Origin of the sequence: Tessaracoccus palaemonis (assembly GCF_019316905.1) — a bacterium.
Lineage (GTDB): Bacteria > Actinomycetota > Actinomycetes > Propionibacteriales > Propionibacteriaceae > Arachnia > Arachnia palaemonis.
The window spans coordinates 2,145,538-2,170,195 of record NZ_CP079216.1 but is presented as its reverse complement, the minus strand read 5'-3'; the positions used below and the strand labels follow the sequence as shown (position 1 = coordinate 2,170,195).

General features: G+C 70.6%; 26 protein-coding genes. 12 read left to right on the top strand and 14 right to left on the bottom strand.

Annotation, left to right across the window (positions count from 1 at the left end):
- Positions 1-55 precede the first annotated feature (55 nt).
- Complete coding sequence (locus KDB89_RS09835) at positions 56-1,570, bottom strand: leucyl aminopeptidase (RefSeq protein ID WP_219080617.1); 1,515 nt, start codon at positions 1,568-1,570, stop codon at positions 56-58.
- A gap of 68 nt (positions 1,571-1,638) precedes the next feature.
- Here KDB89_RS09835 and KDB89_RS09830 point away from each other — a divergent pair, with 68 nt between their 5' ends.
- The gene (locus KDB89_RS09830) at positions 1,639-1,950 is read left to right on the top strand and encodes a hypothetical protein (RefSeq protein WP_219080615.1); all 312 of its coding nucleotides are present in this window, start codon (positions 1,639-1,641) and stop codon (positions 1,948-1,950) included.
- Here KDB89_RS09830 and KDB89_RS09825 read toward each other — a convergent pair.
- Positions 1,923-2,129, bottom strand: coding sequence for a hypothetical protein (locus tag KDB89_RS09825; RefSeq protein WP_219080613.1), 207 nt, complete (start codon positions 2,127-2,129; stop codon positions 1,923-1,925). The genes KDB89_RS09830 and KDB89_RS09825 overlap by 28 nt on opposite strands.
- Positions 2,129-2,794 carry a DUF3043 domain-containing protein gene (locus tag KDB89_RS09820; protein ID WP_219080611.1) on the bottom strand — a complete coding sequence of 222 codons (666 nt, stop codon included), beginning with the start codon at positions 2,792-2,794 and terminating at the stop codon, positions 2,129-2,131. Before KDB89_RS09820 ends, KDB89_RS09825 begins: the two co-directional genes overlap by 1 nt.
- A 159-nt stretch (positions 2,795-2,953) precedes the next feature.
- Between KDB89_RS09820 and KDB89_RS09815 the strand changes: the two genes are divergently transcribed.
- The 7 genes from KDB89_RS09815 to KDB89_RS09785 all read left to right on the top strand — a co-directional run bounded on the left by KDB89_RS09815 (position 2,954) and on the right by KDB89_RS09785 (position 8,536).
- Positions 2,954-3,724 (top strand): PspA/IM30 family protein, encoded by a 771-nt coding sequence (locus KDB89_RS09815; RefSeq protein WP_219080609.1) that lies wholly within the window; start codon positions 2,954-2,956, stop codon positions 3,722-3,724.
- On the top strand, positions 3,721-4,035 hold the full coding sequence (pspAA, locus tag KDB89_RS09810) for a PspA-associated protein PspAA (RefSeq protein ID WP_219080607.1): 315 nt from the start codon (positions 3,721-3,723) through the stop codon (positions 4,033-4,035). The genes KDB89_RS09815 and pspAA overlap by 4 nt, the downstream gene beginning before the upstream one ends.
- The gene (locus tag KDB89_RS09805) at positions 4,032-4,916 is read left to right on the top strand and encodes a glycerate kinase (protein WP_219080604.1); all 885 of its coding nucleotides are present in this window, start codon (positions 4,032-4,034) and stop codon (positions 4,914-4,916) included. Before pspAA ends, KDB89_RS09805 begins: the two co-directional genes overlap by 4 nt.
- Before the next feature lie 100 nt (positions 4,917-5,016).
- The gene (locus KDB89_RS09800) at positions 5,017-5,361 is read left to right on the top strand and encodes a HesB/IscA family protein (RefSeq protein WP_255555872.1); all 345 of its coding nucleotides are present in this window, start codon (positions 5,017-5,019) and stop codon (positions 5,359-5,361) included.
- 150 nt (positions 5,362-5,511) lie between these two features.
- Positions 5,512-6,375 carry an aa3-type cytochrome oxidase subunit II gene (ctaC, locus tag KDB89_RS09795; RefSeq protein ID WP_439654845.1) on the top strand — a complete coding sequence of 288 codons (864 nt, stop codon included), beginning with the start codon at positions 5,512-5,514 and terminating at the stop codon, positions 6,373-6,375.
- Between the two features lie 29 nt (positions 6,376-6,404).
- Complete coding sequence (gene ctaD / locus KDB89_RS09790) at positions 6,405-8,141, top strand: aa3-type cytochrome oxidase subunit I (protein ID WP_439654886.1); 1,737 nt, start codon at positions 6,405-6,407, stop codon at positions 8,139-8,141.
- On the top strand, positions 8,138-8,536 hold the full coding sequence (locus KDB89_RS09785; RefSeq protein ID WP_219080603.1) for a cytochrome c oxidase subunit 4: 399 nt from the start codon (positions 8,138-8,140) through the stop codon (positions 8,534-8,536). The genes ctaD and KDB89_RS09785 overlap by 4 nt, the downstream gene beginning before the upstream one ends.
- Before the next feature lie 9 nt (positions 8,537-8,545).
- Here the strand turns inward: KDB89_RS09785 and KDB89_RS09780 are convergent, their stop codons facing one another.
- The 8 genes from KDB89_RS09780 to ctaE are packed head-to-tail and all read right to left on the bottom strand — an operon-like array spanning position 8,546 to position 17,787.
- Positions 8,546-9,901, bottom strand: coding sequence for an MFS transporter (locus KDB89_RS09780; protein WP_219084277.1), 1,356 nt, complete (start codon positions 9,899-9,901; stop codon positions 8,546-8,548).
- Between the two features lie 38 nt (positions 9,902-9,939).
- Entirely contained in the window at positions 9,940-11,091 is a 1,152-nt protein-coding gene (locus KDB89_RS09775; protein ID WP_219080601.1) for an ABC transporter permease, read from the bottom strand.
- A complete protein-coding gene (locus tag KDB89_RS09770; protein ID WP_219080599.1) occupies positions 11,088-11,969 on the bottom strand; it encodes an ABC transporter ATP-binding protein in 882 nt (293 codons plus the stop codon). The genes KDB89_RS09775 and KDB89_RS09770 overlap by 4 nt, the downstream gene beginning before the upstream one ends.
- 41 nt (positions 11,970-12,010) lie before the next feature.
- Positions 12,011-13,471 (bottom strand): GuaB1 family IMP dehydrogenase-related protein, encoded by a 1,461-nt coding sequence (locus tag KDB89_RS09765; protein WP_219080597.1) that lies wholly within the window; start codon positions 13,469-13,471, stop codon positions 12,011-12,013.
- Between the two features lie 31 nt (positions 13,472-13,502).
- Positions 13,503-15,203: a cytochrome bc1 complex cytochrome b subunit gene (qcrB, locus tag KDB89_RS09760; protein WP_219080596.1), complete on the bottom strand. Its 1,701-nt coding sequence runs from the start codon at positions 15,201-15,203 to the stop codon at positions 13,503-13,505.
- Entirely contained in the window at positions 15,203-16,264 is a 1,062-nt protein-coding gene (qcrA, locus tag KDB89_RS09755; RefSeq protein ID WP_439654844.1) for a cytochrome bc1 complex Rieske iron-sulfur subunit, read from the bottom strand. The genes qcrB and qcrA overlap by 1 nt, the downstream gene beginning before the upstream one ends.
- The gene (gene qcrC / locus KDB89_RS09750; RefSeq protein ID WP_219080594.1) at positions 16,261-17,058 is read right to left on the bottom strand and encodes a cytochrome bc1 complex diheme cytochrome c subunit; all 798 of its coding nucleotides are present in this window, start codon (positions 17,056-17,058) and stop codon (positions 16,261-16,263) included. The genes qcrA and qcrC overlap by 4 nt, the downstream gene beginning before the upstream one ends.
- Before the next feature lie 24 nt (positions 17,059-17,082).
- Positions 17,083-17,787, bottom strand: a complete 705-nt coding sequence (gene ctaE / locus KDB89_RS09745; RefSeq protein WP_438874122.1) for an aa3-type cytochrome oxidase subunit III — start codon at positions 17,785-17,787, stop codon at positions 17,083-17,085.
- Positions 17,788-17,995: 208 nt separating this feature from the next.
- Between ctaE and KDB89_RS09740 the strand changes: the two genes are divergently transcribed.
- Both KDB89_RS09740 and trpD read left to right on the top strand, forming a co-directional pair.
- On the top strand, positions 17,996-18,406 hold the full coding sequence (locus KDB89_RS09740) for a response regulator (protein WP_219080590.1): 411 nt from the start codon (positions 17,996-17,998) through the stop codon (positions 18,404-18,406).
- Positions 18,406-19,443 (top strand): anthranilate phosphoribosyltransferase, encoded by a 1,038-nt coding sequence (gene trpD / locus KDB89_RS09735; RefSeq protein WP_219080588.1) that lies wholly within the window; start codon positions 18,406-18,408, stop codon positions 19,441-19,443. The genes KDB89_RS09740 and trpD overlap by 1 nt, the downstream gene beginning before the upstream one ends.
- On the opposite strand, the gene KDB89_RS09730 is transcribed toward trpD, so the two are convergent.
- Positions 19,430-20,071: a hypothetical protein gene (locus KDB89_RS09730; RefSeq protein ID WP_219080586.1), complete on the bottom strand. Its 642-nt coding sequence runs from the start codon at positions 20,069-20,071 to the stop codon at positions 19,430-19,432. The genes trpD and KDB89_RS09730 overlap by 14 nt on opposite strands.
- A 29-nt stretch (positions 20,072-20,100) precedes the next feature.
- Here KDB89_RS09730 and KDB89_RS09725 point away from each other — a divergent pair, with 29 nt between their 5' ends.
- Complete coding sequence (locus KDB89_RS09725; RefSeq protein ID WP_219080584.1) at positions 20,101-21,303, top strand: winged helix-turn-helix domain-containing protein; 1,203 nt, start codon at positions 20,101-20,103, stop codon at positions 21,301-21,303.
- Positions 21,304-21,315: 12 nt separating this feature from the next.
- On the opposite strand, the gene KDB89_RS14765 is transcribed toward KDB89_RS09725, so the two are convergent.
- Complete coding sequence (locus KDB89_RS14765; RefSeq protein WP_219080582.1) at positions 21,316-22,215, bottom strand: sunset domain-containing protein; 900 nt, start codon at positions 22,213-22,215, stop codon at positions 21,316-21,318.
- Positions 22,216-22,365: 150 nt separating this feature from the next.
- On the opposite strand from KDB89_RS14765, the gene KDB89_RS09715 reads away from it, so the two are divergent.
- Positions 22,366-22,875 carry a peptidylprolyl isomerase gene (locus KDB89_RS09715; RefSeq protein ID WP_219080580.1) on the top strand — a complete coding sequence of 170 codons (510 nt, stop codon included), beginning with the start codon at positions 22,366-22,368 and terminating at the stop codon, positions 22,873-22,875.
- Here KDB89_RS09715 and KDB89_RS09710 read toward each other — a convergent pair.
- On the bottom strand, positions 22,862-24,655 hold the full coding sequence (locus KDB89_RS09710) for a DEDD exonuclease domain-containing protein (RefSeq protein WP_219080578.1): 1,794 nt from the start codon (positions 24,653-24,655) through the stop codon (positions 22,862-22,864). The genes KDB89_RS09715 and KDB89_RS09710 overlap by 14 nt on opposite strands.
- Positions 24,656-24,658 lie beyond the last annotated feature (3 nt).

Genomic DNA, 24,658 nt, shown 5'->3' with positions numbered 1-24,658 from the left:
TGGGCGACCGCCGGAATCGGCGACCGCCCACCGCATTGGCGTCCTGACCTGTGCGTCAGCCGCGCTGATCGGCCAGCCTGGAGGCCAGCGAGATGAGCGTGCGAACACCCATCCCTGTGCCGCCCTTCGGCGTGTAGCCGAACGCCTCGTCGGGGTTCTCGGCCGGGCCCGCGATGTCGAGGTGGGCCCATGCGGTGCCCTCGGGGACGAACCTCTCGAGGAAGGCACCGGCCACCAGCGCGCCGCCCCAGCGCTGGCTTGCGCCCGAGCGCATGTCGGCGACGGTGGAGGTGAGCTGACCGCGGACGTAGTCGTTCAGCGGGAGCTCCCAGAAGTCCTCGCCCGCGGTCTCCGCGGCGTCCAGCAGCACGTCGGAGGTCTCCTCGCCGTTGGTGATCAGGCCGGCCGTGCGCAACCCGAGCCCGACCATGCAGGCCCCCGTCAGGGTCGCGATGTCGACGATCAGCTCCGGCTTGTCCTGCGCGGCCCGGCCGATGGCGTCGGCCATCACGAGGCGGCCCTCGGCGTCGGTGTTGTAGTTCTCGACCGTCTGGCCGTCGAACATGGTGAGCACGTCGCTCGAACGGTACGCGCTGCCCGACGGCATGTTCTCTGCCAGCGCAGCGTAGGCGGTGACCTGGACCTTGAGGCCGAGGTCGGCGATAGCGCGGATGGCCGCGACGACCGAGGCCGCCCCCGACATGTCGAACTTCATGCCGGCCATGCCGCCCGCGGGCTTGATGTCGAGGCCACCCGAGTCGAACGTGATGCCCTTGCCCACCAGCGCGAGGTGCGCCGTGGCGCCGCGGGGAGCGTACGAGAAGCGGGCGAGCCGCGGCGCGCGGGCCGAGCCGCCGCCGACCGCGAGGATGCCGCCGTAGCCGTACTTGTCCAGGGCCTTCTCATCCAGGATCTCGACGGCGATCTTCGCATCCTTGACGTAGGCCCTGGCGGCGTCGGCGAAAGACTCGGGGTAGAGCAGGTTCGCCGGGGTGTTCTGCCAGTCGCGCGCCTGGCAGACGGCTTCGGCGATCACGCGGGCCTCCTCGGCGGCGGCCTTCTGGACGGCGTCGACAACGGGGGTGACCAGCACGACGGAGGCGACCGCGGTGGCGGGGGCGTCTGCGGTGAGGCGGGCGAACCGGTAGGCGCCGAGCAGCGAGCCCTCCGCCGCGGCCTGGATCAGCTCGGGATCGGAGACCTCCAGCGACACCGCGACCTGCAGGTCGGCCGCGTCGGCCAGGCCGGCGGCCGTGCGCAGCGCGACGCCGGTGGCGCTGCGGAGCCGGTCGGGGGTCACGTCCGCGTCGCCGAGCCCGACCACCAGGACCCGTAGCCCGTCGCGGGCCGGCAGTCGGGTGACGGCGTCGGCCTCGGACTTCGCGCCCAGGGCGAGGGCCATCTCGTGGACCGTGTGGCCGAAGGCCTTCTGGTATGCCTTGTCGAGGTCCGCGGTCACGCCGACGGCGGCCGTGTCTGCCGTGTTGACGCTCGCCAGGCCGACGACGACCACGCCGGCGGACTTCGGAAGAGACTTGCTGAGAGTCAGGGTCGGGTTGATTCGAGTCACCGGGCCAGCCTAGCCAACCGACCCGCGGCGGCTTGGGTCAGGTGGCCGCGCACGATACCTTGGCGGGCATGATCAAGCGCGTCTCGCTGTGGGCCTTCATCGTCGCCGGCATCGCGGTGGCCGCCTGGGCGGCCGTCAGCTGGGCGTCCCCGCAGGCGACGTGCCGGGGCGAGGCGATGGGCCCTGGGGACACCTGCAGCCACCTGAGCCTGACCGGGCAGGACGACGGGAAGGTCCAGACCTACGAGCAGCGGATCGCTGCCGCGCGCCAGCAGACGCCCTACGGCGTCGCCGCGGGCGTCTGCATGGTGGTGTTCGGGGCGGTGCTGCTGCGCATCGACACGGTGTCGGCTCAGGGCTCCAGCGACATCGGCCCGTAGACGAGCCGGTCCTCCTCGTACAGGCTGACCTCGGCGACCCCCTCGTGGAGCAGCTCCTCGTAGAACAGGGTCATCCACTCCTCGGCGGCGCCCTTGTCGTCGAAGTCCCGCAGCAGGTCGGCCCCGTCGAGCGCCTCCCGCGAGAAGGCCCCGGAGACCGGCACCCAGTGGTAGGCCATCAGAAGGCCTCGCCGCGCTTGATGACCGGCGACGGCTGGCGGAAGCGGCGCAGCATCAGCGAACGGTTGAACATGTAGACCAGCAGCCCCTTGGTGGAGGCGCCGGGGATGCGCTCGGCGAGCAGCTTCTTGAAGCCCCGCCACATGAAACCGACGTTGATGATCGTGATCAGCAGCAGCACCCACAGCGTGAGTGCGATCCAGCTGGACAGCACCGCGTTGCTCATCGTCGCCATGACCGCGGCCATCACCAGGATCATCGCGGGCATCATGAACTCGGCAGCGGTCCATCGGGAGTCGACGAAGTTGCGCAGCAGCACGCGCTCGGGGGAGGTCTCGATCTTCTCCCAGTTGTCGGCCTGGGCCTGCTGGCGCGCGATCCGGTCGGCCTTCTTCTGTTCCTTGGGCGTCAGCTGGGGGTGCAGCCGGTCCATCCGGGCGGCCTGGGCCTGCTTGCGGGTGGGCGTGGGGGCGTCCTTCTTGCGGGGGACGCGGATCTTCTCCGGCTCCTCCGCTTCGGTGACGACCGTGGCCGCGGGGGCCGCGGGGGCTGCGGCGGTCTTGCGCGCCTTCTCCTCGGCCTGGCGACCCTTCGGGGTCAGGGCGGAGATCTGGTCGCCCTCCGCGGACGACTCCTTGCGCTCATAGGGGCGGAACAGGGCCACGATGCGACGGCTTCCTCTTGGTGGAGACTACGGCGTCCCATCCTACCCTGCCGAGGCGACCCGGATCGGGGTCGCCTCAGGGCTATGACCCAGTGTGAACGCTGGATCCGGGCGCTAGATTGGTCAGGGAAATCGCACGCAGTCTGGAAGGACGCCGAAGTGGCCAGCATTTTTGAACGTATCGCACTGGTCTTCAAGTCGAAGGCCAACAAGGCCCTCGACAAGTACGAGGACCCCCGCGAGACGCTCGACTACTCGTACCAGAAGCAGCTTGAGCTGCTGCAGAACGTGCGTCGCGGCGTCGCCGACGTCGCCACCAGCCGCAAGCGCGTCGAGCTGCAGGCCTCCAAGATGAACTCCGAGGTCGAGCGCCTGACCACCGCCGCCCAGCGTGCCCTCGAGTCCAACCGCGAGGACCTCGCCCGCGAAGCGCTGACCCGCAAGGCGGGGCTGCAGGAGCAGCTCAACGACCTGCAGACGCAGCACGCCGCGCTGCAGGCCGAGGAGGAGAAGCTGGTGCGGGCCAGCTCGCGCCTGCAGGCGAAGGTCGACGCCTTCCGCACGCGGAAGGAGACCATCAAGGCGACCTACTCCGCGGCCGAGGCGCAGACCCGGATCAACGAGGCGTTCACCGGCATCTCCGAGGAGATGGGCGACGTCGGCCTCGCGATCCAGCGCGCCGAGGACAAGACGCAGGAGCTGCAGGCCCGCGCGTCCGCCGTCGACGAGCTGCTGGCCTCCGGCGCCCTCGAGGACCCGACCGGCCTGGCCAAGGACGACATCTCCCGCGAGCTCGACGCGCTGGCCGCCAACTCGTCGGTCGAGAGCGAGCTGGCCGCGATGAAGGCCCAGCTCACCGGCGGTTCCCCCGCCGCGCGCCCCGAGCTGCAGGCCGGGGCCGAGACCACGCAGGAGGAGCCGCAGTCATGATCGTGCGCATCATGGGTCAGGGGCAGTGGGTCATGGAGCCCGAGCACCTGCTGGAGCTGAACGAGCTGGACCGCGCTCTCGAGGATCGTGTGGAGGCCGGTGACGAGGCCGGCATGGTCCAGGCGCTCGAGGCGCTGACGGCGGGGGTGCGCCGACTCGGCGTCGAGGTGCCCGACGACGTGATCGTCGAGTCCGACCTCGTGCTGCCCGACACCGACGTGTCCCTGGCCGACGTCCGCGAGCTGCTGGCGTCCACCACCCAGTACTACGGGCTGATCCCCGACGCCGACGAGGACACGCCCGACCTGTGAGGGTTCTCGTCGCATCCGACGCCATCGCGGGCCTGAGCGCCCGCGAGACCTCGGAGGTCATCGCACGCGCCTTCGCGGGTGAGGGCGCCCAGGTCGCCGTCGTGCCGCTGGCCGCCGGCGGCCCCGAGCTCGCCGACAGCCTCCGCGAGGCGGCCCCCGGCGTGACCGTGCTGGCGCCGGCCACCGTCGCCGACCTCGCCGACGCCCTGGAGGCGGGCTCCGACGACGTGGTGGTGGACCTCACCCGCGCCGAGGTCGACGACCTCGGACGGGGGCTGCTGGGCGAGGACCCGGCGGTCGGGCTGGCCGATCTGCGGGAGCGCTGGGCGGGCCGCCGCCTGACGGCGCTGGTGGCCGACGGCGAGGCTGACCTCCCGCTGACCGGGCTCAGCGGGCTCGCCGCCACCGTCGGGCGGGCCAGAGGGCTGGAGCTGGCCGACGTGCTGGCCGCGGATGCCGACGCGCAGCGGTGGGCCTCGTTGCTGGGGCTCGACCCCGGGCCGGGCAGCGGCGCGGCCGGGGGAGCGGGACTGATCCTGCAGGCCATCGGCGCCCGCGTCACCGACCCGCTGACCGAGCTCACCGCGCGGTACGAGCTGGAGGGCACCGCGGCCGCGGCCGATGTGGTCGTGACGGGAGCCGAGAACCTGGACTTCCACAGCGTCGGCGGCGCCGTCGTGCAGCACGTCGTCGGGCTCGCCGGCCGCGCGCTGCGCCCCGCGATCGCGGTGGTGGGGCGCAACTACATCTCCGCGCGAGAGCTCCGGCTGGCCGGCCTCGAGTCCGCCTACCCCGTGTCCGTCGCCACCGGCGACGATGCGGCGACCGTCGAAGGACTCACCCGCGTCGCGCGCGGTGTGGCCGCCACCTGGCGCTGGTGACGGTTCGCCGACAGGTGACAGCCAGGCTGGGGAGATGGCAGCCACCGGCGTACACTCGATGCGACAACCGGCGATCACTTACACATTGGAGCCATCACTCGTGACTGACACCCAGACCGTTCCCGGCGTCGTCCTCACCGACGTCGCCCAGCAGAAGGTCCGTTCCCTGCTGGAGTCCGAAGGCCGCGACGACCTGTCGCTCCGCATCGCCGTCCAGCCCGGCGGCTGCTCCGGCCTGCGCTACCAGCTGTACTTCGATGACCGCATCCTCGACGGCGACGTCACGACCGAGTACGACGGCGTGACCGTGGTGACCGACAAGATGAGCGCCCCGTACCTGGGCGGCGCCTCCATCGACTTCATGGACACCATCGAGAAGCAGGGCTTCACCATCGACAACCCCAACGCGCAGGGCTCGTGCGCCTGCGGCGACTCCTTCCACTGAGCTGGGCCGCGGCGCCGGTCGCGCGCGATAGTAATCCACCCCGTCTGCGTAACCGCGGGCGGGGTGGTCTTTTTACGTTAAGGTGAACCCATCATTCGAAGTCCGGCCGCATCCGGGCGGCGTTCGACAGCTGAACGGAAGGGCAAGTTGGTGAGTGTCAATCCTGCGCCATCGAGGCGGCGGACAACTATTCGGGCGGGGGTCGCGGCGGCTGCCGGGCTCGCCCTGGTGGCTCTGTCGGCCTGCTCCGGACAGGGCGCCCGGCTCGGCCTCCCCGAGGCCGCGTCCGCGGAGGCCCCGAACGTCGGCAACCTCTGGGTGGGCGCCTGGATCGCGTCCTTCGTGGTCGGCGGCATCGTCTGGGGACTGATCGGCTGGGCGGTGATCCGGTACCGCCGTAAGGACGGCGACGCCCCCGCCCCACGGCAGACCACCTACCATCTGCCGCTCGAGCTGCTCTACACGCTCGTGCCCTTCCTCATCGTCGGCGTGCTGTTCTTCTACACCGTCAAGGCGCAGGACGCGATGATCTCGCAGACCGACGAGCCCGACGTCGTCGTCAACGTCGTCGGCCAGAAGTGGTCCTGGACCTTCAGCTACATGGAGGAGGACAACCCCGACATCGGCGCCGACGCCCACACCGTCGGCACGCTGGAGTCGATCCCGGACCTGTACCTCCCCGTCGACAAGACGGTGCGGTTCAACCTGAACTCCGCCGACGTCATCCACTCGTTCTGGGTCCCGTCGTTCTACTTCAAGATGGACGTGATCCCCGGCCAGGAGAACTCCTTCGACGTGACGCCGAACAGGCTCGGCACCTACGACGGGAAGTGTGCCGAGCTGTGCGGCGAGTACCACGCGCTGATGCTCTTCAAGGTGCACATCGTCACCGAGGAGGAGTACGAGGCGTACGTTCGTGACCTCGCCGAGAACGGCAACGAGGGGGCGCGTCTCGTGCAGGACACGATCCAGAACGCCCTGCCGAGCACCGAGACCGACGAGGAGCACTCGTGAGCAGCGCATCGATCGCTGGGCGCACCCAGCTGGAGGCCGGCGCCGAGGGTGCCGCGGTCCACCACACGCTCGGAGAGCGTGCCATGAAGTACCTCACGACGACCGATCACAAGGTCATCGGCAACATGTACTTCGTCACGGCGTTCATCTTCTTCGCGATCGGCGGCGTGCTGGCGCTCGGCATCCGTGCCGAGCTGGCCAACCCCGGCATGCAGTACATGAACTACGAGACGTTCAACCAGTTCTTCACCATGCACGGCACGATCATGCTGCTGATGTTCGCGACGCCGATGTTCGCGGGCTTCGCCAACGCGATCCTCCCGTTGCAGCTCGGCGCGCCCGATGTGGCGTTCCCGCGCATGAACGGCTTCGCGTACTACCTGTACCTTTTCGGCTCGATCATGGCCTGCGCAGGGTTCGTCAGCCCCGGCGGCGCCGCCAGCTTCGGCTGGTTCGCCTATGCACCGCTGAGCAACGCGATCAACTCGCCCGGCGTCGGTCACGACCTGTGGATCATGGGCCTGTACCTGCTCGGCCTGAGTTCCATCCTCGGCGCGGTGAACTTCATCACCACCATCATCACGATGCGCGCGCCCGGCCTGACGATGTTCCGCATGCCGATCTTCTGCTGGAACATCCTCGTCACGTCGATGATGGTCCTGATCGCGTTCCCGGTGCTCGCCGCCGGCCTGCTGGTCCTCGAGGCGGACCGCGTCCTCGGTTCGAACGTGCTCGACCCGTCGTCGGGCGGCGCGATCCTGTGGCAGCACCTGTTCTGGTTCTTCGGGCACCCCGAGGTCTACATCATCGCCCTGCCGTTCTTCGGCATCATCACCGAGGTGCTGAGCGCGTTCAGCCGCAAGCCGGTGTTCGGCTACTACGGCCTGGTGTTCGCGACGCTGGCCATCGGCGCGCTGTCGGTGTCGGTGTGGGCGCACCACATGTTCGTGACCGGCTCGGTGAACCTGCCGTTCTTCTCGTTCATGACGTTCCTGATCGCGATCCCGACAGGCGTGAAGTACTTCAACTGGATCGGCACTCTGTGGCGTGGCTCGTTGACGCTGAACACGTCGATGATGTTCGCGATCGGGTTCCTCACCACGTTCCTGTTCGGGGGCCTGACCGGCATCATCCTCGCCTCCCCGGCGCTCGACTTCCCGGTCTCGGACACCTACTTCGTCGTGGCCCACTTCCACTACGTGCTGTTCGGCACCGTCGTGTTCGCGATGTTCGCCGGCTTCTACTACTGGTGGCCGAAGTTCACCGGCAGGATGCTCAACGAGACGTGGGGCAAGGTCCACTTCTGGGCGATCTTCATCGGTTTCCACATGACCTTCCTCGTGCAGCACTGGCTGGGCGTCGAGGGCATGCAGCGCCGCATCGCCGACTACGGCGCCTGGGAGGGCTTCACGCTGCTGAACCAGATCTCGACGTTCGGCGCGTTCCTGCTCGGCGTCTCGATGCTGCCGTTCATGTGGAACGTCTGGATCACGCGCACGTCGCCGAAGGTCACCGTCAACGACCCGTGGGGCTGGGGCCGCTCGCTCGAGTGGGCCACGTCCTGCCCGCCGCCCAGGCACAACTTCGACCGCCTGCCCCGCGTCCGCTCCATGAGCCCGGCGCTCGACGAGGCCAGGCCGGAGCTGGCCGCGCACAACGCGGCGGAGGATCCCGGCGAGCTTCTCGACCGGTTGACGCCCGAGAACCCCGAGGAGGTCGTCACCACCGACGGCGCCCCCGTCACGGCTGAAGGAGAGGCCAAGTGAAGCCCGAGAAGTACGTCTTCTGGTTCATCTTCGTCTACATCTGCATCGTCACGCCGGTCTACTGGCTGATGTCGCGGGAGATCGCCGGCACGTTCGTGTTGGGCTTCACCGGCCTGCTGGGCGGCATGATCGCGGCCTACCTGACGCTGACGGCCCGCACGTTCGAGCCCCGTCCCGAGGACCGGGGCGACGCGGAGGTCGTCGACGCGGCCGGGGACGTCGGCTTCTTCGCGCCGAAGAGCATCTGGCCGTTCTGGGCCGCCGTCACCGTCTCGGTGATCTTCCTCGGCCCGGCGCTGCACCAGGCGTGGATCTCGCTGCTGGGAGTCGCTCTCGGCATCTGGTCCTGCTCCGGCTGGGTGCTGGAGTTCTACCGCGGCGACTACAAGCACTGAGGGGGAACCTCACCGCTCGGCGAGCGCCTCCCCGCGGTACTCGGGCAGCGCGAGGGAGGCAAGCGCGGCGACGGTGAAGGCCACGCCGAACACGACGAACAGTACGGGCAGGCCGCCCCAGCCGTTGAGCACCGGGACCAGCAGGGGCGCGCCCATCGCCGCGATGCGGCCGAAGGCGGTCGCGGCGCCGGAGCCCGTCGCCCGCATGGCGGTGGGGTACACCTCCGGGGTGACGGCGTACAGGGCGCCCCAGGCTCCGAGATTGAAGAACGACAGGACGCAGGCCGCCGCCAGCGTGACGGTGTAGCCGACCGAGGCGCTGCCCGGGGCGATCGCGCCCGCGAGCTGCGGGGCCGTCGCGAAGGCGATGGCGCCGACGGCCGAGCCCACCAGGAAGGTGGCCAGGGTCGCGCGGCGGCCCCACACCTCCACGAGCACGGCGGCCACGGCGTAGCCGGGCAGCTGCGCCAGCGTCATCACGAGCGTGAACTCGAAGGACTTCACCAGCGTCATCCCGTTCTGGCTGAGCAGCGTCGGCAGCCAGATGAAGGCGCCGTAGTAGGCGAAGTTCACGGCGAACCAGGTGATCCACAGCGCGACGGTCGTGCGCCGGAAACGCGGCCGCCAGAGCTCCGCCCAGCCGACCTTCGCGGGCTCCGCGGGGACCTCGTCGGCCTTCTCGTCGTCGGGCGTCACGATCCCGGCTGACGCCTCGAAGTCCACGACGGCGGCCTCGGCCTCGGCGTGGCGTCCCTTCGCCTCCAGGAACCGCACGGACTCGGGCAGGTGGAAGCGCACCACGATGGCCCAGACGGCCGGGATCGCGCCGAGCGCCAGGGCCCACCGCCAGCCGGCGTCGGAGGCCGGGACAAGGAAGTACCCGACGCAGGCTGCCGCGAGCCAGCCGACGGCCCAGAACGACTCGAGGGCCACCACGACGCGGCCGCGGATGCGCGACGGCGCGAACTCGGACACCAGCGTCGAGGCGACGGGGAGCTCCGCCCCGAGCCCTACGCCGACGACGAAGCGCAGCGCGAGCAGCATCACCAGCCCCACCGACAGCGCGGACAGCCCCGTCGCCAAGCCGTAGACGAGCAGGGTCAGTGCGAAGACGTGGCGGCGCCCGATGCGGTCGGCCAGCAGGCCGCCGAGGGAGGCGCCGAGCGCCATGCCGACGAAGCCGATCGACCCCAGCAGCGACAGCTCCCCGTTGCTGAGCGACCACTCCCGCGCGAGCGCGGCCATGATGAAGGAGATGAGACCGACGTCCATCGCGTCGAGCGCCCAGCCGACGCCGGATCCATAGAGCAGCCGGCCGTGCCGACGGGTGAAGGGGAGTCTGTCCAGGCGCTGCGCGCGTGTCATGGTCACGGCGGCATCGTAGTGCCCTGGGTGGAGTTTTCTCAGTCCGCCCGGCGCAGGGCATCGCGCAGCTTCAGCACCGTGCCCGTCTGCAGCAGCCCGCGCCGGTAGATCCGGTCGCCGACCCAGATCGTGGCGGTCATGAACGCCGCCGCCACGACCAGGGCGAGCACCGCGTCGAGCCAGCCGGCGTCCCCCGACATCAGGCGGCCGGGCATCGTGACGGTCGAGGCGATGGGCACGTAGCTGAGCACGGTCGCGGCGGTGCCGCGTGCGAAGAAACCGGCGAAGTACACGAGCATGATCACCATGGTCAGCGGGGTGGTGGTCTGGCTGAGGTCCTGCACGCGCGTGGCCATCGCTCCGGCAGCGGCCCAGAGGCAGGCCAGGGACGCGAACCCGACGATGAAGAACAGCACGAACCAGCCGACGACCCCGCCCACGACGCCGAGCAGCGGAGCGAAGTCCGTCCATGACAGCCCGAGCAGAGCCACGCCCACGATCAGCACGACCTGCCCGAGCGCCATCGCCATGTTGCCGACGACCTTGCCGATCAGCAGCTGACGCACCGGGATCGCCGCGGCGAGGATCTCCACGACGCGCGACTCCTTCTCCGTGACGACCGACTGTGCGATCTGCATGCCGTAGGTCACGGCCGCCAGCATGAACAGGACGGAGAACGCGGCGGTGGCGATGAAGACGGCCACTGCGGCGAGGTCGTCGCCCTCCAGCGGAACGACGCTGAGCGTCGTGTCGGCCAGCACATCGGCCGGGTCGACGCCGAGCGCGGTCGCATTGGCGGAGATCTGCACGTGCGTGATGGCGTCGGCCAGGTCGGGGGTGTCGGTCAGGTCGCTGACGGTCAGCACCCAGCCGCCGGGGACCTGCTCGAGCGCGGCGTCGGCATCGGATCCGGAGATGCTGGAACGCAGCTCGTCCGGCGCCACCTCGACGGCCTCGACGGCGACCCCGGAGGCCGCGGCGCGCTGCACGACCGCCATGGACTCGTCGGTGGACACCGCGACGCGGGTCGTGCCGCCCCCCGTCGCGGAGACCACGCCGAAGCCGAGGCCGAGCACCACCAGCGCCAGGGTTGCGAGCGTGCCGATCCAGAAGGCCCTGTCGGTGAGCTGGGCGAGGATCTCGCGCCGGGCGACGGTCGCCCACGAGGCCCTGCGGCGGGGTGCGTTCATCGGGTGACCTCCCGGTAGTAGTCGCTGAGCGGCCGGACGACGGGCCCGAATGAGTGGACGGGGCCCCGGTCGAGGGCGTCGCGGAGCACCCGCTGGGCCGTGGCGTCGTCGGCGAACCGGACCTCTGCCCGGTCCCCGTGCAGCTCCACGACCGTGACGCCCGGCACCCCGCGCAGCCAGCCGAGGTCGCCGTCGGCGGCGATCGTGTGGGAGGTGGGGCCCGAGGCCCGCAGCTGCGCGACGGTGCCGGCGGCGATCACGCGGCCCCTGCTCAGGATGACGATGTTGTGGCACAGGCGCTCGACGAGGTCGAGCTGGTGGGAGCTGAACAGGACCGGCACCCCGCGGGAGGTGAACTCCGTCAGCAGCGCGAACATCTCGTCGACGGCCTCGGGGTCGAGCCCGCTGAAGGGCTCGTCCAGCACGAGTGCCGCGGGGGAGGAGACCACCGCCCCGGCGATCTGGACCCGCTGCTGGTTGCCGAGCGACAGCTTCTCCAGCTTGTCCCGGGTGCGGTCGCCGAGCCCGAACCGGTGCAGCAGCTCCAGCCCTGCGGCCCGGGCGTCTCCGCGGCGCATGCCGTGCAACTCGCCGAGGTAGGTGAGCTGCGCCAGGATGGGCTGCTTCGGGTAGAGGCCGCGCTCCTCCGGCATGTAGCCGAACGTGGAGCGCTCGTCGCGGGTGACCGGGTGCCCGTTCCAGCGCACCTCTCCGGAGGTGGGGGCCAGGACGCCCATGATGATGCGCATCGTGGTCGTCTTGCCCGCCCCGTTGCCGCCGACGAAGCCGGTGAACTGGCCGTCGGGCACAGCGAAGGACACGTCGTCCAGGGCCGTCAGCGTGCCGAAGGTCCTTGTGACGTGCGAGATCTCCAACATGCCCCCCAGAGTGCCAGAGGGGCTGGTCAGGTCGGGGTAGGTCACCAGCTCCTGTCGAGCGGGCGGCCCTCCTCGTAGCCGGAGCCGGACTGCACCCCGACCACGGCTCGTTCCTCGAACTCCGGCAGCGAGCGGGCGCCCGCGTACGTGCACGAGGACCGGACGCCGGACGTGATCCAGTCGAGCAGGTCCTCCACGCCGGGACGCCGCGGGTCGAGGTACATCCTGGAGCTGGAGATGCCCTCCTCGAACAGCGCGGAGCGGGCGCGCTGGAAGGCGGACATGTCCCGCGTGCGGTTGCGCACCGCGCGGGCCGAGGCCATGCCGAACGACTCCTTGTAGACGCGGCCGTCGTGGTCGACGAGCTGGTCGCCGGTGGACTCGTGCGTGCCCGCGAACCAGGAGCCGATCATCACGGAGCCGGCGCCGGCGGCCAGCGCGAGGGCGACGTCGCGGGGGTGCCGCACGCCGCCGTCGGCCCAGACGGACTTGCCGTGCTCGCGCGCGGCCTGCGCACACTCCAGCACGGCGGAGAACTGCGGACGGCCGACGCCGGTCTGCATGCGGGTGGTGCACATCGCGCCCGGGCCGACGCCGACCTTCAGGATGTCTGCTCCCGCGGCGATCAGGTCGACGCAGCCCTCGGCGGTCACGACGTTCCCGGCCACGATCAGGATGCGGCGGCCGGTCTCGGCCTCGAACGCGTCGCGGACGTCGCGCGCGGTGGCAAGGGCGCCGATCATCTTCGCCTGGTGCCCGTGGGCCGTGTCCATCACGATGACGTCGGCCTGCCCCTCGAGCGCGGTGCGGACCTTGCCGGCCACGTCGCCGTTGATGCCGACGGCGACGCCGGCGCGCAGGCGCCCCTCGTGGTCGAGCGCGGGGGAGTAGATGGCGGAGCGGAGCGCGCCCTTCGGGGTCATCAGGCCGACGAGTCGGCCGTCGGCGTCGACCGAGACGGCGACCTTCTGATGGTGCTCGCTGAGCTGGTCGAACACCGCCTGCGGCGTCAGGTCGGGGGAGACCAGCGTCACGTCGGTGGTCATCACGTCGCGGGCCTGCGCGAAGCGGTCCGCCCCGACCGCGGCCGACGGGGTGACCAGGCCCAGCACCCGATGGTCGGCGTCGACGACGACCGCCACCCCGTGCGCGCGCTTGGGGATCAGGGACAGGGTCTCACCGACGGTGGTGTCGAGGGAGACCGTCACGGCGGTGTCGAAGACCGGGTGCGCGGCCTTCACCTTGCGGATGGAGGCGGCCACCACGTCGGAGGGGATGTCCTGCGGGAAGACCGCCAGCCCGCCGCGGCGCGCCATGGTCTCGGCCATCCGGCGGCCGGACACGGCGGTCATGTTCGCCGCGACGAGCGGCGTCGGGGTGGCCAGGCCGTCCGTGGAGGTGAGGTCGACGTCCAGGCGGGAGGTCACGCCGGAGCGGCTCGGCACCATGAAGACGTCGCTGTAGGTGAGGTCGTACGAGGGTCGCTGATCCAGAAGACGCACGAGTCAAGAGTATGACACACCTGAGACGTTCTCAGTGCAGCGCTTTGGGGCCCTCATCGTCGTCGCCCTCGAGTTCGCCGTGGTCGCCGTGGTGCGCGGCGGCGTCGAGTTCCGCCGTGGTCGGTTTGGCGATGTCGTGGCCGAGGAACCAACGCGACAGGCGGGCGCGGAACCCGCCGACCTCGGCCTTCCTCGCGACCCCGGATCCGTCCGTCGTCGGTCCGGACTCGAGCGGGGTGTGCTGCACGTGCTGCGTCAGGGTGAACTGCTCATCGACCGGGACGGGGACGTGGCCCTCGCCGTAGCCGCCCGCGGGGGAGCGGACGATGACGCCGTCCTCCGAGCCGTGCAGCGTGCGCTCACGGTCGGCGCGCTGCAGGGACAGGCAGATCCGTCGCGTGATGATGAACGCGATGATCGGAGCCACGAACACGGCGACGCGCATGAAGATCGTGATGGCGTTCAGGCTGAGATGGAAGCGGGTGGCGAGGATGTCGTTGCCGCCCGACAGCCAGAACATCGCATAGCACGTCATGCCGGCGACGCCCAGCGCGGTGCGCGTCGGGGCGTTGCGGGGCCGGTCCAGGATGTGGTGCTCGCGCTTGTCGCCCGTGATCCAGGCCTCGATGAAGGGCCACACCGCGAGCGCGCCGAACAGCAGGCCCATGAGGCCGACGCCGGGCAGGAAGATGGCCCACGACCAGGTGGTGGGCCCCCAGTGGGACTCGATGTTCGGCACGATGCGGATGGCGCCCTCGACCCATCCCATGTACCAGTCGGGCTGCGATCCTGCGGTGACCTTCGCCGGATCGTAGGGACCATAGGTCCACACGGGGTTGATCTGGAACAGTCCGCCCATCAGGACCAGGAAGCCGAACACCACGAAGAAGAAGCCGCCGGCCTTTGCCGCGTAGACGGGGAACAGCGGGTAGCCGACCACGTTGTTCTCGGTGCGTCCCGGGCCGGGGTACTGCGAGTGCTTGTGGTAGACGACCAGCACGAGGTGCGCCGCCACGAGGCCCAGCAGCAGGCCGGGAACCAGCAGGATGTGCACCATGTACAGGCGGGGAATGACCAGGTCGCCGGGGTACTCGCCCCCGAAGACGAAGAACTCCGCCCAGGTGCCGATGATCGGGATGGACCGGATGAGGCCGTCGACGAATCTCAGGCCCGTGCCGGACAGCAGGTCGTCGGGCAGCGAGTAGCCGGCGAAGCCCGCGATCAGGGACATCGACATCAGGCCGATGCCGATCAGCCAGTTCACCTCGCGGGGCTTGCGGAAGGCGCCCGTGAAGAACACGCGCAGCATGTGCACGAAGGCAGCTGCCACGAACAGCAGCGCCGCCCAGTGGTGGATCTGGCGCACCAGCAGGCCGCCGCGCACATCGAACGAGATGTGCAGCGTCGACGCGAAGGCCTCGGAGACCGGCATGCCCTTGAGCAGCTGGTAGGACCCGTCGTACTCGATCTCCGCCATGGACGGCTTGAACCAGATCGTCAGGAACACGCCCGTGATGAGCAGGATGATGAACGAGTACAGCGCGATCTCGCCCAGCAGGAAGGACCAGTGGTCGGGGAAGATCTTGCGCAGCCCGGCCTTGCCGATCTTCGCGACGCCGATCCGCTCGTCGGCCCACTTCAGCGGGCCGGTGAAGCCGCCCTTGTGGTCGGCGGGCGCCTCGGTCGCCTCGACGGACGGCGACGAGTCGACGACGCTCGTTGGCTTTGCCATTACTCGTCTCCATCCTGGAAGTCGTTGCGGGAGTCACGCTCGAAGTAGCTCGGCCCGACGGGGACCGTGAAGTCGCTCTGCGCGACGAGGTAGCCCTCCTCGTTGACGCGGATGGGGAGCTGGGGCAGCGCCCGGGCGGCGGGGCCGAACACGACCGTGCCGCTGTTGCCGAGGTCGAACGTCGACTGGTGGCAGGGGCAGAGCAGGTGGTGGGTCTGCCGCTCCCACAGCGAGATGGGGCAGCCGACGTGTGTGCAGATCTTCGAGTAGGCGAGGATCCCGGAGACCTGCCAGTCCTTGCGCGACTCGGGGATCCGGATCGATGCCGGGTCCATGCGCACGACGATGATCGCGGCCTTGGCCTTCTGCTGCTGCAACTCGGTGCCGTGCAGGTCGAGCAGGTTGGCGGGCTGGGCGTTGACCAGCTGGCCGATCTCGAGGTGCTCCGGGCGCAGGGGCACCCAGTTCTCGTCGTTCAGCAGGACGATGTCCTCGGCCCAGATGGTCTTCTCCAGCGTCTCTTCGCGGACCTTCCTGGTGGGCCAGGGGCCCATGTCGGCGAACAGCAGGACGCCGGGGATCACGGCGAAGCCGACGGCCCCGCCGAGCGCCCCGAGCAGCAGCGGGCGGCGCTTGACGCCCGACTGCTCCACGCCGTCGTTCCACTTGGCGATCGTGGCCGCGCGGTCCTCCTCGGAGGACGCCGCGGTGTGGCGCTCCTCGGCCATCTCCTCGTCGCCCATGATGACGCGGGCCCACTGGATGACGGCGATGCCGATCAGCAGGACCGCGAGGCCGGCGGTGGTGCCGAGGCCGACGTTCAGGGCGCTCGCGTGCAGCCATCCGAAGTCGATGTACATGGTCTTCGGGACGACGAAGTAGATGACCACGAACGCGATGGCCAGCACCGGCACCAGGCCGAGCATGATCAGGATCGCGCGGTAGGCGCGGTTGCCCGCACCCCTGTCGACGTCCGCGAAGCGCTCGACGTGCTCCTCGATGCCGGGATCCGGGACGACGTGACCGAGATCGGGATCCTTGACTGGCAGGTTGTCGCTCATCGGGCGCGGGCCCCCTTCTTGGCGATCCAGGTGGCAACGACGGCGAGGCCGCCGATGCCGATGACGAAGATCCAGAAGCCCTCGGATACGGGGCCGGCGTCACCCATGGTGAGGCCGCCGTAGTTCGGCTGGGAGTTGACCTCTTCGAGGTAGGCGATGATCTCGGTCACCGACTCGTCGGTCATCACATCCTTCGAGAAGGTCGGCATCATCTGCGGTCCGGTGCGCATGGCCTCGTAGATGTGCACGGCGCTGGTGTCGCGCAGCGAGGGGGCGTACTTGCCCTCAGGCATGGCGCCGCCGCCGCCGGTGATGCCGTGGCAGGCCGAGCAGTTGGCGCGGAAGAGCGCGCCGCCGCGGGCGATGTCCTCCTCGGAGAGGTCGGCCGTGTACTGCGACTCCTCCGGGATGGCGGGTCCGGCGCCCAGCGACGCGACGTAGGCGGCCACCGACTCGATCTGGTCCTGGGTGAACTGCACCTCGCGGGCCGGGATCTGCGCCTCTCCGCGGGCTGCGGGCATGCGGCCGGTGCCCATCTGGAAGTCGACGGAGGCGGCGCCGACGCCGATCAGCGTCGGCCCTGCGGTCGTGCCCTCGCCGTTCAGGCCGTGGCACGACGAGCAGTTCTGGTCGAAGATCGCCTTGCCCTGCTCGACCTGTTGGGTCGTCTCGGTCTCGGCGGAGGAACGCTGGGGGCTCACCACCGAGTAGCTGAGCGCGAGCACGACGAGCGTCAGGAGCAGCAGCACGGGTCGGGCGGCGGATCGCCGCCGAAGAGACGTGAGGAACTTCACTTCGAGATTCTCCTGTTGCTCGGTCTAGCGGAGGAAGTAGAGGACGCCGAACAGCAGGATCCAGATGACGTCGACGAAGTGCCAGTAGTAGGACACGACGTGGGCGCCGACGGTCTGCTCGTGGGTGTGGGTGCGCGTCATGAACGAGCGGGTCAGCACGAACCACATGGCGACGACCCCGCCCAGCACGTGGAGACCGTGGAATCCCGTGGCGAGGAAGAACAGCGACCAGTACTGGTTGGTCTGGATGGTGAAGCCCTCGTTGAAGAGGGTGAAGTACTCCCACACCTGCCCGGACAGGAACACCGAGCCGAGGATGGCGGTCACGATGAAGCCCTCGCGCATGCCCCACCGCAGCGGGTTGAACCAGGATCCGCTGACCCGGCCGTGCTCGGCGGCGTTGGCGGCCAGCTGGCACGTCACCGAGCTCAGGACCAGGATCGCGGTGTTGATGCTCGCGAACGTGACGTCCAGGTGGATGGTGTTGGCGTCCCACAGCGACTGGGTGCCGGCCTCGACGGCCGCGGCGGTGGTGATGTCACGCGTCCAGAAGTAGGCGGCGAACACCGCGGCGAAGAACATGAGCTCGCTGGCGAGCCACACGATGACCCCGACGGCGACCGGATCGGGTCGGCCGGCAGGCCTGTTCAGGCGTGCAGAGGGGATCGGATGGAGCGCCCCTGTCGGCAGAGGCGATGGTGCGCTGAGAGTCTCATGTCTGGTGGCCACGACGTCATTATTGCGGGAAAAAGGCCTCGTGGTCACGTGGACGCGAAAGTTAACTGACCCCGGCCGCGTCACCCGCGCGCGGTTTGCCATAATGCGGGCCAGCAGTGTAGGGACAGTGCGTCGCGCTTTCGGAGCCAGGCGGCCGCGCCGTCCCGCCGCGACGTGGCTACGATGAGGGGCAGGCTCTCGAAGACGAAGGATGATCCACATGAGCAACGATCCGGTGCAGGTGCTCCTGTTCTCCGACGACCGCACGGTCCGCGAACAGGTCCGCCTCACGCTAGGTCGACGCGTCGCCTCCGACCTGCCGGAGATCGAGGTGTTCGAGGTCGCGACACAGGGCGCTCTGCTCCGCACCCTCGACGCCGGCAACGAGTACGCGGTCCTCATCCTGGACGGCAACGCGCAGCCCTCCGGCGGCTTCGGCATCGCCCACCAGATCAAGGAGGAGTACGCCGACAGCGCACCGATCCTGCTCCTGGTGACGCGCGAGGCCGACGCCTGGCTGGCGTCCTGGTCCCGCGCCGAGGCGGTCGCTCCGTTCCCCGTCGACCCCGTCACGCTTCCCGAACAGGTCGCGAACCTGATCCGCGCAGGGCGGGCCGAGGCGAAGGCCTGATGTCCGGCTACACCTGGCCCGACATCCTCACCGGGCTGGTCCGCCGCGAGGGCCTCGAGGCCTCCGCCGCGACGTGGGCGCTCAACGAGATCTTCGCGGGCCGCGCCTCCGAGGTGCAGGTCGCGGCCCTCCTGACGGCCCTGCGCGCCAAGGGCGAGTCCGAGGACGAGATCGCCGGGCTCGCCGGGGCGATGCTCGCCAACGCCGCGCCCATCGCGCTGGACCCCGACGCCGTCGACATCGTCGGCACGGGCGGCGACCGGGCCAACACCGTCAACATCTCCACCATGGCCGCGATCGTCGCCGCCGGCGCCGGGGCGAAGGTCGTCAAGCACGGCGCCCGCGCCGCCTCCTCCATGGCGGGCACCGCCGACACCCTGGAGGCGCTCGGCGTGAAGATCGACCTCGACCCCGCGCGCCAGCCGGAGGTCCTCGACGAGGCCGGCATCGTGTTCCTGTTCGCGCAGCTGTACCACCCGGCCATGAAGAACGTCGCCGCGGTGCGGAGGCAGCTGGGTATCCAGACCACGTTCAACTTCCTCGGCCCGCTGGCCAACCCGGCCCGCCCCCGCGCCATGGCTCTGGGCGTCGCGAACGACGACATCGCGCCCGTCGTGGCGCGCGTGCTCGCCGAGCGCGGCACGCGGGGCATGGTGTTCCGCGGCTTCGACGGCCTCGACGAGCTGACCACCACCTCGCCGTCGGACGTGTGGATGATCGCCGAAGGGCGCGTGCACCGCACCACCCTCGACCCGATGGAGCTCGGCCTCCCGCCGTCCGCCCCTGTCGCGCTGACCGGCGGCGACGCCGCGCACAACGCGCAGGTGGCCCGCGACCTCGTCGCCGGGAAGCCCGGGGCGGTCCGCGACATCGTCGTGCTGAACGCGGCCGCGGCGCTGCTCGCCTACCGCGGCATCTCCACCGTCGAGCCGCTGCTCGACCAGCTGCAGGGGCCGCTGGCCGACGCGCAGCGCTCGATCGACGAGGGCCACGCGCAGGCCACGCTGGAGAAGTGGGTCGAGGTCACGCAGCGCTGAGCAGGACTGCCGCCAGCGGGCCGAGCCACAGGGCCGGCCCGTAGGCGAAGTGCCGCGGCCTCCCCGGCCGCCGGGCCGCCCACGCCGCGTGGGCGATGCCGTGCGCCGCGCCGAGCATCGTGCCTGCCAGCAGTGCAGTCGCCCAGGCGGTCGGCCCGCCGAGCGCGCCGACCGCCCCGACCAGCGCGGCGAGCCGGACGTCGCCGAAGCCCAGCCCCGACAGCAGCCGCCACAGGGACCAGAACAGCGCGTAGGCCGCCGCCGCGCCTCCGAGGGCGGCCAGCGCCTCCCGCCACGACGCGGCCGCCAGAGCGGCGAGCCCGAGAGCCATGGCCCCGGCCACGACCCGGTGCAGGCGCCGGGGCAGCCACGTGGTCATGGCGTCGACGGCCACCAGCGGCAGGCCGAGGCCGAGATACGGCACCCACAGCCACCAGTGCGGCGGCGGCACGAGCCACAGGATCTGGGAGAGCGCCGCGCCGACGATCCCCACGGCGGCGATCGACCCGGGCGTGACCAGCTCGTCGAAGCGGGGGGCGGCGTCGTCGTCGACGCGGATGTGGGGCACGAGCAGCGACCAGGTGAGCGCGGCGACGAGCGTCACCACCAGCTGCGTCGCCACGATCATGCGCGCGAGACTATCGATAGGCTGGGGCGATGCCACGCAGGATCAGCGCGTCCCAGGCCCGCCGGATCGCCATCCACGCCCAGCGGCTCGACGCGCCGCACCCCTCGCGCCCCGGCCCGGCCACCCTGTCGCGGGCCATCGGACACCTCTCGGTGCTGCAGCTGGACTCGGTCAACGTGTTCGAGCGCAGCCACTACCTGCCGCTGTTCTCACGGCTCGGCGCCTACGACAGGCGGACCCTCGACCGGCTGCTCCACCACGACCACGGGCGCAGCCTCGGCGCCTTCACCGAGTACACCGCGCACGAGGCCGCGGTGCTCCCCGTCGCCGACTGGCCCCTGTGGGCCTGGCGCCGCGACGCGCCCGTCCGCGACGGCTACCGGAAGTGGGCGACGGAGCACGCCGCGCTGATCGACGAGGTGCAGGCCGAGTTCCGGCAGCGCGGGGCGCTGAAGGTCAGCGAGTTGGAGCACGAGGACAACGTGCGCCTCGGCGGAGGCTGGTGGAACCACAACACGGTGCGGATCGCCGCGGAGTGGCTGTTCCGCCACGGCGAGCTCATCACCGTCGGCCGGGACAGATTCGAACGCGTCCTCGCGCTAGCCGACGAGGTGCTGCCCGCGGCCGCCCGCGCCGCCCTGCCGCGGGATGAGGCGCTGACGGAGCTCGTGCGCCGCGCCGCCCTGGGCTACGGGGTCGCGACGCTGGACGACCTGGCCGACCACCCGCGCGTCAAAGGCCCGTCCGTGCGCGCAGCCGTCGACGCGCTCGAGGCCTCCGGCGAGCTGGAGCCGGTCGAGGTCGAGGGCTGGGGGAGGCCGGCCTGGCTGGCCGCCGGCACCCGGATCCCGCGGTCGGTGACGGCCGCCACCGTGCTCAGCCCCTTCGACCCGCTCGTCTGGTACCGGCCGCGCGCCGAGCGGCTGTTCGGTTTCCACTACCGGATCTCCATCTACACGCCGGCGCCGCAGCGCGAGCACGGCTACTACGTGCTGCCCGTCCTGGTCGACGACGACCTGGTCGGCCGCGTCGACCTCAAGAGTGACCGGAAGGCGGGCGTCCTGCTGGTGCAGCACGCCCACGTCGAGCCCGCGTCGCACGGCCGGCGGCTCGAGCTTGCCCGGCGGCTCGCACCCGTGCTCGCCTCGGCCGCCGGCTGGCAGGGGCTGACAGACGTGCAGGTCGTCGGCCCAGGGACCTGGGCCGACGACCTGCGGGTCGCTCTGCGCTGATTCAGCGGCGCGTCAGCGCTGCGCCTTCGTGAAGCCGGCCTGCTGTGCCGCCTCCTCCGAGGCGAACCAGACCTCGGCGATGGTGCGCTCGTAGCCACCCGTGCCGGGGAGGTGGTACTTCTTCGACCGCTCGTTGCCCTTGATGATGAACTCGGCCGGCGGCTCGTCGCCCACGTAGGAGCCCTCGCCGTAGCCGTCGACGACCTCGAAGTCGGCCTGGGGTGCGGGCGCGCCCTCCGCCGTCATGTCGTTCTGCTCCTCGGCCTCCGCCTCGGTCACGACGATGTCCTCGGCCTCGGGCTCGGCCTCGGGCTCGGCCTCGGTGGGCGTCTCGATGTCGGAGGCGAACTTGGCCGCGTTCGAGAAGGTGTCGTTGTTGTTGACGTATGCCTTGCTCGGCTCGTGGGCCGTCCACCCGTCGTCCTTGGGGGAGAGGAAGTGCCGCAGGGCCGCCACGGCACCGGCGACGGCGGCGCCGATGGCGAGGAACTTGACGACGGAGCGGACCCTGCTCTTCTTCTTGACGGGCTCAAGCTCGCCGGTCAGCGCCTGGACGGCGGCGGTGCCGCGCCTGGTGGCCTCGGCGACGGCCGGGTGCTCGGCCGCCTGGTGCAGGACGTCCTGCAGCCTGGGGAGCAGGTCGTCGGTCACCTTGTCCTTGGCCGCCTCGACGGCCGGCGGCACGCGGTCCAGCGCGTCCTTGAGGTGCGGCTCGAGGTCCTCGAGGCGCTTGGAGGCGAAGTCAGCGGTGCGGACCCTCGCGTCCTTGAGGACGGGCCCCGCCTGCTTCTGGGCCTCGTTCAGCAGTGCCTGGGCGCGGTCCAGGCCGTCTTTCAATGCGGCGGTCGAGTACTCGGCGGCGGCGGAGGCGGTCTCCACGGCGGCCTTCTTCAGTTCTTGTGAGGTGTTCACAAGTTCCTCCCAAATGTTGTGGCTCGTGATCGAGCACCTCCCACGCTACCGGCTTCCCAGTCCTCGGCAAGGGGGGAACGTGGAAGAGGGCGACGCGTTGGGGCGGTCTGCAAGACTGGGGGCGTATCCATTCGAAAGGACGCAGACACAGTGAGCACTGCCACGCTGCACACCAACCGCGGTGACATCGTCATCGAGCTGTTCAACGACCACGCCCCCCAGACCGTCGCGAACTTCGTCGGCCTGGCCGACGGCACCAAGGAGTTCGTGGACTTCCAGACCGGTGAGCCCACCACCGGCAGGTTCTACGACGGCCTGACGTTCCACCGCATCATCGACGGCTTCATGATCCAGGGCGGAGACCCGCGGGGCGACGGCCGCGGCGGACCCGGCTACACCTTCGCCGACGAGTTCCACCCCGAGCTGAGCTTCAACAAGCCGTACCTTCTCGCGATGGCGAACGCCGGGCCCGGCACCAACGGCTCGCAGTTCTTCATCACCGTCGCGCCGACCCCGCACCTCAACCGTCGCCACACCATCTTCGGTGCCGTCACGGACGAGACCTCGCAGAAGGTCGTCGACGCGATCGCCGCGACGCCGGTCGACCGCATGGACCGCCCCGTCGAGCCCGTCGTGATCACCTCCGTCACGCTGGCCTGACGTACCCCGACCGCCCGTCCCGCTCCGCGGGGCGGGCGTCGTCGTGTCCGGGCACGCGGGGGACGCGGGCGAGTTCCGGCCCCAGCAGCTCCAGAGCGAGCGCTCCCTCCGCGACGCCGGCGTGCACCGGCCAGGCCCAGTCCCCGTCGGTCTCGATGAGCCTCACGCCCGGCTGTTCGAGCCAGGCCGCGATCCGCTCGGCCTCCTCGACGCTGCCCGCGGGCAGGCCGCCGGCGGGCCGCAGCACCGTCTCGGCGGACGCGGCGGCCTCCTCCGCGGCGCTGCGCGCCAGGGCGGACGGGGCGGCGGTGGCCGCCGCGAGTCTGCCGTAGCGGATGACGTGGATGTCCCAGCCGCGCGCGGACTCCACGGCCGCGATGAGCTGCGGGACGGCGGCGAGCGATCGCAGCCGGTGGTGGCGCAGCGAGGCGCGGTAGTAGCCGCTCAGCCGGCCCGCGATGACGCCGGCCTCCTCGTAGCGTTCCTGCTCCACGAGGCGGCGCAGGCGGCCCCGGACGCTCCGCAGCACGGGGCGCACGTCCGAGGTCCAGCTGTCGCGCAGGGCGTCGGCGACCTCGCCGTAGCGCTCGGCCCCCTCGCCGAGCTCACAGGGGGCGACGCAGCGGCCCATCTCGGCGAGCGCGCAGGACGCCGACGGCTTCCTGGCCGACAGGCGCGTGCTGCAGCGGCGGACCTTGAAGGCGTCGTACAGCGTCAGCGCCGCCTCCTCGGCGCCCTCGCGATTCCGGAACGGCCCGAAGACCGTCGCCCCGTCCGGGACCCGGGTGACGATCGACAGGCGGGGGAAGGCCTCGTCCGTCAGCCTCAGCCACACCAGCCTGCGCTGGTTCTTCGACCGCCGGTTGTAGCGGGGCGCCCGGGACTCGATCATCCGCAGCTCACGGACCTCGGCCTCCAGGTCCGTCGCGCAGGTCACGAAGTCCACCCCGGTCGCGACCCGGACCATCTCGTGGATGCGACCGCGCGTCTCCGAGGCGGTGAAGTAGGAGCGCACCCGTCGGCGCAGGTTGTTCGACTTGCCGACATAGAGCACCTCGCGGCGCCGGTGGCCGTCGGCGTCGGTGGAGTCCGTGTAGAAGGAGTAGACGCCCGCCGCCTCCGGGACAGCGGTGGCCCAGACCCGCTTCGCGCGACGGTCGGGGGACACCTTCACGGCGAACTCGGTGAGGTCCTCGAGCGTCGCCACGCCCAGGTTCCCGACCCGTTCGAGGAGCCCGTGCAGCACGTCGACCGTGGCGCGGGCGTCGCTGAGCGCCCGGTGGTTCGGCTCGGTGGTCGAACGGAAGTAGCGGGCCAGTGTGCCCAGCTTGCAGTTGGGCACCTCGTCGCGCAGCAGTGCGGTGCGGGCCAGCGCGACGGTGTCGACCACGGCCGGCCCGCGCCACGCCAGACCGAGCTGCTCGTAGCCGCGCCTCAGGAAGCCCACGTCGAACCGGGCGTTGTGCGCGACAAGCACCGCACCCGCGGAGAACTGGTCGAAGGACGGCAGCGCGACGTCGATCGGGGGCGCGGATGCGACGAGTTGGGGGGTGATGCCGGTGAGGACCTGGATCATCGGCGGGATGGGGGAGACGGGGCGCACGAGCGTCTGGAACTCGCCGATGACGTCGCCTCCGCAGACCTTCACGGCGCCGATCTCCGTGATCTCGCTCTCGGCCGTGCTCCCGGTTGTCTCGAGGTCCACCACGACGAAGGTCACCTCCGACAGCGGGACGCCGAGGTCGTCGAAGGACGGCTGGATCGGCACGGTGGGCGTCATGGG

Excerpts from the sequence above, each read along its gene's own strand:
- KDB89_RS09830 (WP_219080615.1), top strand. The coding sequence starts at position 1,639 with ATGATCAAGCGCGTCTCGCTGTGGGCCTTCATCGTCGCCGGCATCGCG.
- KDB89_RS09710 (WP_219080578.1), bottom strand. The coding sequence starts at position 24,655 with ATGACGCCCACCGTGCCGATCCAGCCGTCCTTCGACGACCTCGGCGTC.
- trpD (WP_219080588.1), top strand. The coding sequence starts at position 18,406 with ATGTCCGGCTACACCTGGCCCGACATCCTCACCGGGCTGGTCCGCCGC.
- qcrB (WP_219080596.1), bottom strand. The coding sequence starts at position 15,203 with ATGGCAAAGCCAACGAGCGTCGTCGACTCGTCGCCGTCCGTCGAGGCG.
- qcrA (WP_439654844.1), bottom strand. The coding sequence starts at position 16,264 with ATGAGCGACAACCTGCCAGTCAAGGATCCCGATCTCGGTCACGTCGTC.
- KDB89_RS09770 (WP_219080599.1), bottom strand. The coding sequence starts at position 11,969 with ATGTTGGAGATCTCGCACGTCACAAGGACCTTCGGCACGCTGACGGCC.
- KDB89_RS09740 (WP_219080590.1), top strand. The coding sequence starts at position 17,996 with ATGAGCAACGATCCGGTGCAGGTGCTCCTGTTCTCCGACGACCGCACG.
- KDB89_RS09725 (WP_219080584.1), top strand. The coding sequence starts at position 20,101 with ATGCCACGCAGGATCAGCGCGTCCCAGGCCCGCCGGATCGCCATCCAC.
- KDB89_RS09730 (WP_219080586.1), bottom strand. The coding sequence starts at position 20,071 with ATGATCGTGGCGACGCAGCTGGTGGTGACGCTCGTCGCCGCGCTCACC.
- pspAA (WP_219080607.1), top strand. The coding sequence starts at position 3,721 with ATGATCGTGCGCATCATGGGTCAGGGGCAGTGGGTCATGGAGCCCGAG.
- KDB89_RS09775 (WP_219080601.1), bottom strand. The coding sequence starts at position 11,091 with ATGAACGCACCCCGCCGCAGGGCCTCGTGGGCGACCGTCGCCCGGCGC.
- KDB89_RS09825 (WP_219080613.1), bottom strand. The coding sequence starts at position 2,129 with ATGGCCTACCACTGGGTGCCGGTCTCCGGGGCCTTCTCGCGGGAGGCG.
- KDB89_RS09780 (WP_219084277.1), bottom strand. The coding sequence starts at position 9,901 with ATGACACGCGCGCAGCGCCTGGACAGACTCCCCTTCACCCGTCGGCAC.